Origin of the sequence: Flavobacterium sp., assembly GCF_023151265.1 — a bacterium.
In the GTDB taxonomy this organism is placed as follows: Bacteria; Bacteroidota; Bacteroidia; order Flavobacteriales; family Flavobacteriaceae; genus Flavobacterium.
The window spans coordinates 1-5916 of record NZ_JAKLJH010000155.1; the positions used below are offsets into that span (position 1 = coordinate 1).

Here is a 5916-nt window from a genome sequence, read left to right on the forward strand (position 1 = left end):
TTGCTTCAAAAAGGAATAGATGAGATTGTGAAATATGCAGATAAAGCTGAGGTTTTAGACTTTTCTTCTGCGGAAGATATATTTGGATCTTCAGAATAAAAAAGTCCCGCATTGCGGGACTTTTTTATTAAAAAATAATTTTAAATTATTTTTTAATAACTTCTTCAGCATTTTTAAGTTCTGTTTTTGCAGTTTCTTCAACTTTAGTTACAGTAGAGTCAACTACAGCGGCTGTAGAATCTACTACAGTTTCAACAGTTTCTTCAATTGCAGTAGCTGTAGAATCTACAGTAGCTTCAGCGTTTTCAGTAGCTTCTTTACAAGATACGAACATAGCAGCAACAATTGCTAAACTTAATACAACTTTTTTCATTTTGTTTAATTTTTAAAGGTTAGAATTTTATTTTAATATAGTTTTTAACTCTGATTTTTTTAAGATATCAAAAAAAAGCCCCACATGGTGGAGCTTGATTTTTTTGTTCTAGCAATAATTATTTTGCTGGAGCAGCTTCAGCTGGAGCAGCTTCTGCAGGAGCAGCAGCAGAATCAACAGCAGTAGTATCAGCTACTGGAGCAGCCTCTTCAACTGGAGTTTCAACAACTGTAGAGTCAACAGCTGGAGTTTCCTCAGCAGCATTTTCTTTACAAGAAACGAACATAGCAGCAACAATTGCTAAACTTAAAACAACTTTTTTCATCTTACTAAATTATAAAGGTTAATTATTAATTCGGAGCAAAGATATAAATTTTTTGACATGTCAAAATGTTTTTAGACATTTTTTTTAATTTTTTTTCTCTGGATTCCGAAATGCTTTATTTCAAATGGCGTGCCAAACTTTTTATTTTTAAAAATATTTGTAATTATTTGGCTTTTTGAGACTTAGGATAAACAATCGTCATTTCTTCGATAAGGTTTTTAGCTCCTGCAAATTTATCAATCACAAATAAAATATAACGCGCATCAACCATGATGTTTCTACATATTTCTGGACTGTAATAAATGTCGCTCATTGTACCTTCCCAAACTCTATCAAAGTTTAATCCGATAAGGTTTCCTTTCGCATCTAATGCTGGACTTCCTGAGTTTCCACCAGTAGTGTGATTAGTAGCAATAAACGCTAATGGCATTTTTCCGTTTTTATCCGCGTATCTTCCGTAATCTTTTGCGTTATACAAATCGATTAATTTTTTTGGAACGTCAAATTCGTAATCTCCTGGAATATATTTTTCGATAACTCCATCTAAATAACTAACTGGTTCGTAGATAACTGCATCACTTGGTTTATATCCTTTTACTTTTCCATACGTTACACGTAATGTACTGTTGGCATCAGGGAAAATTCTATCGTTAGGGAAGAATTCCATAATTCCTTTCATGTACGTTCTTTGTAATGCGATGTTTTTTAAATTGATTTCATCAAACTTAGGTGCCACATTTTTTTGGTAACTATCCGCAATCGATTTTACTAATTGATAGCCTTTATCTTGATTTAATTTTTCTAAAACTGATTTAGCATCACCGTTCAATAATTCTTTCAAGCCATTAAAGCTAGTCAATTTTGAAGAACCAAAAACACTTGTTGTTAAAGCTGAAGCATTAACATTGTTTAAACTTTCTGGTAAAAACTGCTTTGGGGATTTCGTAGCATACAAATTGATTAATTGTTCGAAGACTTTTTCGTCAACTTGAGCACTGTAATCTTTGTATAAACCTTCAAATCCTGAAATTAAATTGTTTTTTCTATCGTTGAAAGCTTGTTCGCCTTTAGTATTATACACTTGTTCTAATTGGTACAAACGGTATCCAAAAGATAAAATTTCTGAATTACGTAAAACAACTTCCGTAAAGTAATCTCTTGCAATAGCATACTCTCTAATGTCTTTGTAGTTCTTTTCGAAATCAGCTAAAATTGTTCCGTATTCTGCTTGTTTTCCTGCTTTGTTAACTCTTTCTTGGAATTTCTTTTCGAAATCTTTTTTAACAGCAACCGCATTTGATTTTTTCAAACCTTTAGTTTCACCAATCCATTTTTTCCAATAATTCGCAACTCCAGCATACTTAGACGCGTATTGAATTTTAATCGCATTGTCTTTTCTCATGAAACCATCTTGTACTTTTAAAGCGGCATCACGAATTTCAATTTTAGCTGGATTCAAATCATTTACAATTTGTTCAACGGCGAATGAAGGTAAATACTCCTGAGTTCTTCCTGGATAACCCATTACCATGGTGAAATCGTTTTCCTGAATTCCTTTTGCGGAAACTGGGAAAAAGTGTTTTGGAGTGTAAGGAACGTTGTCTTTTGAATATTCAGCAGGACGATTGTTTTTGTCTGCATAAATTCTAAATAAAGAGAAATCTCCAGTGTGACGAGGCCAAACCCAGTTATCAGTATCCGAACCAAATTTTCCAATTGAACTTGGTGGCGCACCTACTAAACGAACATCTTTAAATGTTTCAGTTACGAATAATAAGTATTGATTTCCATCGTAAAAAGCACGAATCATCGTTTCTTGCCAAGCTTCTCTTGAATAACTTTTATTTAAAGCCGCGATATTTTGTTGGATTTTCTTTTGTTTGTCACTTTCCGAAGGAAGATTTAAAACACCTTCAAAAATTTTTGTAGTTACATCTTCAATTTTGATGATAAACGTTACAGTTAAATCTTTGTTTGGCAATTCTTCTTCCATTTTGTAAGCCCAAAAACCATCCGTTAAATAATCATGTTCAACAGTAGAATGACTTTGAATGTTGTCATAACCACAGTGGTGATTAGTTAATAAAAGCCCTTTTGGAGAAATCATTTCCGCTGTACAACCGCCATCAAAATGGGGAACGGCGTCTTTTAAGCTGGAATTATTTACCGAATAAATATCATCGGCACTAATTTTCATTCCCAAAGCTTTCATTTCTTTTTCGTTGGTTCCTTTCAATAACGAAGGAATCCACATGCCTCCTTGTTGCGCTTGAACTTGGAAAACAACTAAAACAAGTAGTAATTTTAAAAATTTCATAGGTATAATTTTATTTAATGACTTTGTACTTCATTAATTTTCGATTGTGAAGTTCAAAATCGTGTGCAAGATACAATTTTTGTGCGTTTTCGTTGTGCGGTTCGACTTCTAAATACAGTAATTTTAACGATAATTTAGGAACTTCTTGCTGAATAAATTGAATCGCTTCTTTTCCAAAACCTTTTCCGCGAGCGGTTTCTTTGATGAATAATTCATCTACAAAAGCAATTTTTCCGCCATATTCAAAACTGAAAATAAAAGTGAGAATGATGTAACCCACAATTTCATTTTCGGAATAAATTAACCAAGATTTTCCAAGGTGTTCATCAGAAATAAATTCTTGAAATAAAGTTTTAGCCACTTCAACATCCATCGGATAATTGTCAATCGCATAGAAATCTTGCATCATTTGAGTGATGATTGAAATGTCTGAAATTTCTAATGGTTTGAATGTTGTCATTAGTCCAAAATATGATTCATAATCGTTTGCGTAGCTCCTTTATTCATTTGAACAAATGTGCTACAAATGTGCCCTTTTTCTAATCGTTCGTCTTCATTGTGAAGTAACAAATCAAAAGCTTCATTGAGCTGGTTTTGATTCTGAATCGATATGCAACCTTCCATATTGACTAATGCCGTAGCTTCAACAAAATGCGAGAAATTTGGACCAATCACAACCGGAACTCCAAAAGTTGCGGGTTCTAAAATATTGTGAACACCAGGATTTCCAAAACCACCACCCACATAAGCAATATCGGCGTAAGAATAGATTTTGGTTAAAATTCCGATGGTGTCGATGATGAAAACCTGAAAAGTCTCTATTTTGTCATGCTGAACTTGTTTCAGCATCTCATCTTTTTCCGAATATAAAATCGTTTTCTTTTGAATTTGATTTTTGAGATTTGAAATTTGCTCTTGTTTTATATTATGCGGAGCAATAATAAATTTCACATCATCTGTACTCTGATTGATGTAATTCACCAATAAACTTTCATCTTTTGGCCAAGAACTTCCGATGACGATTGTAGTTTTGTTGTCTTTGAATTGTTCGATAAAATCCAATGAATTATTACGTTCTAAAATTGAAACCACACGATCAAAACGCGTATCGCCAGAAACTTTTACATTATTGAAACCAATGCTTTTTAAAAGTGTTTTTGAACTTTCATTCTGTACAAAAAAGTAATCAAATGTTTTTAAGGCGTTTCTATAAAATCCGCCATACCATTTAAAAAACGCTTGATTTTCTCGTAAAATTCCAGAAATCAAATAGGTTTTTATATTTTGGTTTTTTAGTTCGTTTAAATAGTTTGGCCAATATTCGTATTTAATGAAAAATGCCATTTCGGGATGAACTAACTTAATAAATTGTTTCGCATTCGAAATCGTATCTAAAGGCAAATAAATCGTAACATCAGCAACGGTATTGTTTTTTCGAACTTCATAACCCGAAGGCGAAAAAAATGTAACCACAATTTTATGATTTTGAAATTGTTGTTTGATTGCTTCAACTACGGGTAAGCCTTGCTCATATTCGCCTAAAGAAGCTGCATGAAACCAAATCGTTTTATCCGAAGTTTGAATTTTATCAGACAAAGTTTGAAAAACCGATTTTCGTCCATCTACAAAAAGTTTCATTTTCGGACTAAAAAGCGCAATTATTTTCAGCAATTGTGCAGCTATAATTACAATTAAATTATATATTTGATTCATGCCTTTAATTAAGGTCATAAAAGTACAATTGTTTCATCAAATAAAAAAAATATGAAATTATTTTCGATTCAAACAGGAGTTTTTGCAGTGGTGTTTTTTGTGATTAATTTATTAGTAAAAAAATATCTCTTTGAGGATGAAATCAATAATAGATCTTTAATAAGTACACTAATTACAACATTAATTTCTTGTTTGATTCTTTATTTTTTCAACAGAAAAAAAACTACATCAAAAGATAATTAGTAATTTTGCTAACAGAAAATTTCAATTATGAGAAAATTACAAATGGTTGACTTAAAAAGTCAATACGAAAAAATAAAAGAAGAAGTAAATGCTTCTATTCAAGAGGTTTTAGATACGAATACATACATCAACGGACCTTTGGTTCACCAATTTCAGGCAGATTTAGAAAAATATTTGGGTGTAAAACACGTAATTCCATGTGCTAACGGAACCGATGCGTTACAAATTGCCATGATGGGATTAGATTTAAAGCCAGGAGATGAAGTTATTACTGCTGATTTTACATTTGCTGCTACGGTTGAAGTAATTGCGTTATTGCAATTAACTCCAGTTTTAGTAGATGTGGATATGAACAATATGAACATTTCGTTAGACGGAATTCGTAAAGCAATTACGCCAAAAACAAAAGCAATTGTTCCCGTACATTTATTTGGTCGCGCTGCTAATATGGATGCGATTATGGAAATCGCCAAAGAACATAATTTATACGTTATCGAAGATAATGCACAAGCAATTGGAGCTGATTATACTTCAAAAGATGGTTCTAAAAAGAAAGTAGGAACAATTGGACATGTTGCAGCAACATCCTTTTTTCCATCTAAAAATTTAGGTTGTTATGGAGATGGTGGAGCGATTTTTACTAATGATGATGCGTTAGCACACAAAATCAGAGGAATCGTAAACCACGGAATGTACGAAAGATATCATCATGATGTAGTAGGTGTGAATTCTCGTTTAGATAGTATTCAAGCTGGAGTTTTAAAAGCGAAATTACCACATTTGAATGCTTACAACAAAGCACGTCAAGATGCTGCGAGAAAATATAGTTTGGCTTTGGGAGTGAATCCTAATATTTGGGCTCCAACTATTTGTGAATCTTGTGATTGTCACGTATTTCATCAATATGTAATCCGAATTTTAAACGGAAAACGCGATGGTTTATTA

The 5916-nt window shown here is 32.5% G+C and carries 6 protein-coding genes; 1 reads left to right on the forward strand and 5 read right to left on the reverse strand.

The window, feature by feature from the left end; all coding sequences use genetic code 11:
- Window positions 1-145: 145 nt before the first annotated feature.
- The 5 genes from L6Q46_RS12210 to L6Q46_RS12230 all read right to left on the reverse strand — a co-directional run bounded on the left by L6Q46_RS12210 (window position 146) and on the right by L6Q46_RS12230 (window position 4728).
- The gene (locus L6Q46_RS12210) at window positions 146-373 is read right to left on the reverse strand and encodes a hypothetical protein (RefSeq protein WP_291284537.1); all 228 of its coding nucleotides are present in this window, start codon (window positions 371-373) and stop codon (window positions 146-148) included.
- 118 nt (window positions 374-491) lie between these two features.
- On the reverse strand, window positions 492-698 hold the full coding sequence (locus L6Q46_RS12215; RefSeq protein WP_291284538.1) for a hypothetical protein: 207 nt from the start codon (window positions 696-698) through the stop codon (window positions 492-494).
- A 163-nt stretch (window positions 699-861) separates the two neighbouring features.
- Window positions 862-3015 (reverse strand): S46 family peptidase, encoded by a 2154-nt coding sequence (locus L6Q46_RS12220; protein WP_291284539.1) that lies wholly within the window; start codon window positions 3013-3015, stop codon window positions 862-864.
- Window positions 3016-3025: 10 nt separating this feature from the next.
- Window positions 3026-3475, reverse strand: coding sequence for a GNAT family N-acetyltransferase (locus L6Q46_RS12225; protein WP_291284540.1), 450 nt, complete (start codon window positions 3473-3475; stop codon window positions 3026-3028).
- The gene (locus L6Q46_RS12230; RefSeq protein WP_291284542.1) at window positions 3475-4728 is read right to left on the reverse strand and encodes a glycosyltransferase N-terminal domain-containing protein; all 1254 of its coding nucleotides are present in this window, start codon (window positions 4726-4728) and stop codon (window positions 3475-3477) included. The genes L6Q46_RS12225 and L6Q46_RS12230 overlap by 1 nt, the downstream gene beginning before the upstream one ends.
- Window positions 4729-4998: 270 nt before the next feature.
- On the opposite strand from L6Q46_RS12230, the gene L6Q46_RS12235 reads away from it, so the two are divergent.
- Window positions 4999-5916, forward strand: a 918-nt coding sequence (locus L6Q46_RS12235) for a DegT/DnrJ/EryC1/StrS family aminotransferase (protein WP_291284541.1), incomplete at its 3' end; no start/stop codon positions are given.

What these genes read in the sequence shown, in the direction of transcription:
- L6Q46_RS12210 (WP_291284537.1), bottom strand. Translation starts at nt 373, where the DNA reads ATGAAAAAAGTTGTATTAAGTTTAGCAATTGTTGCTGCTATGTTCGTA.
- L6Q46_RS12215 (WP_291284538.1), bottom strand. Translation starts at nt 698, where the DNA reads ATGAAAAAAGTTGTTTTAAGTTTAGCAATTGTTGCTGCTATGTTCGTT.
- L6Q46_RS12220 (WP_291284539.1), bottom strand. Translation starts at nt 3,015, where the DNA reads ATGAAATTTTTAAAATTACTACTTGTTTTAGTTGTTTTCCAAGTTCAA.
- L6Q46_RS12225 (WP_291284540.1), bottom strand. Translation starts at nt 3,475, where the DNA reads ATGACAACATTCAAACCATTAGAAATTTCAGACATTTCAATCATCACT.
- L6Q46_RS12230 (WP_291284542.1), bottom strand. Translation starts at nt 4,728, where the DNA reads ATGAATCAAATATATAATTTAATTGTAATTATAGCTGCACAATTGCTG.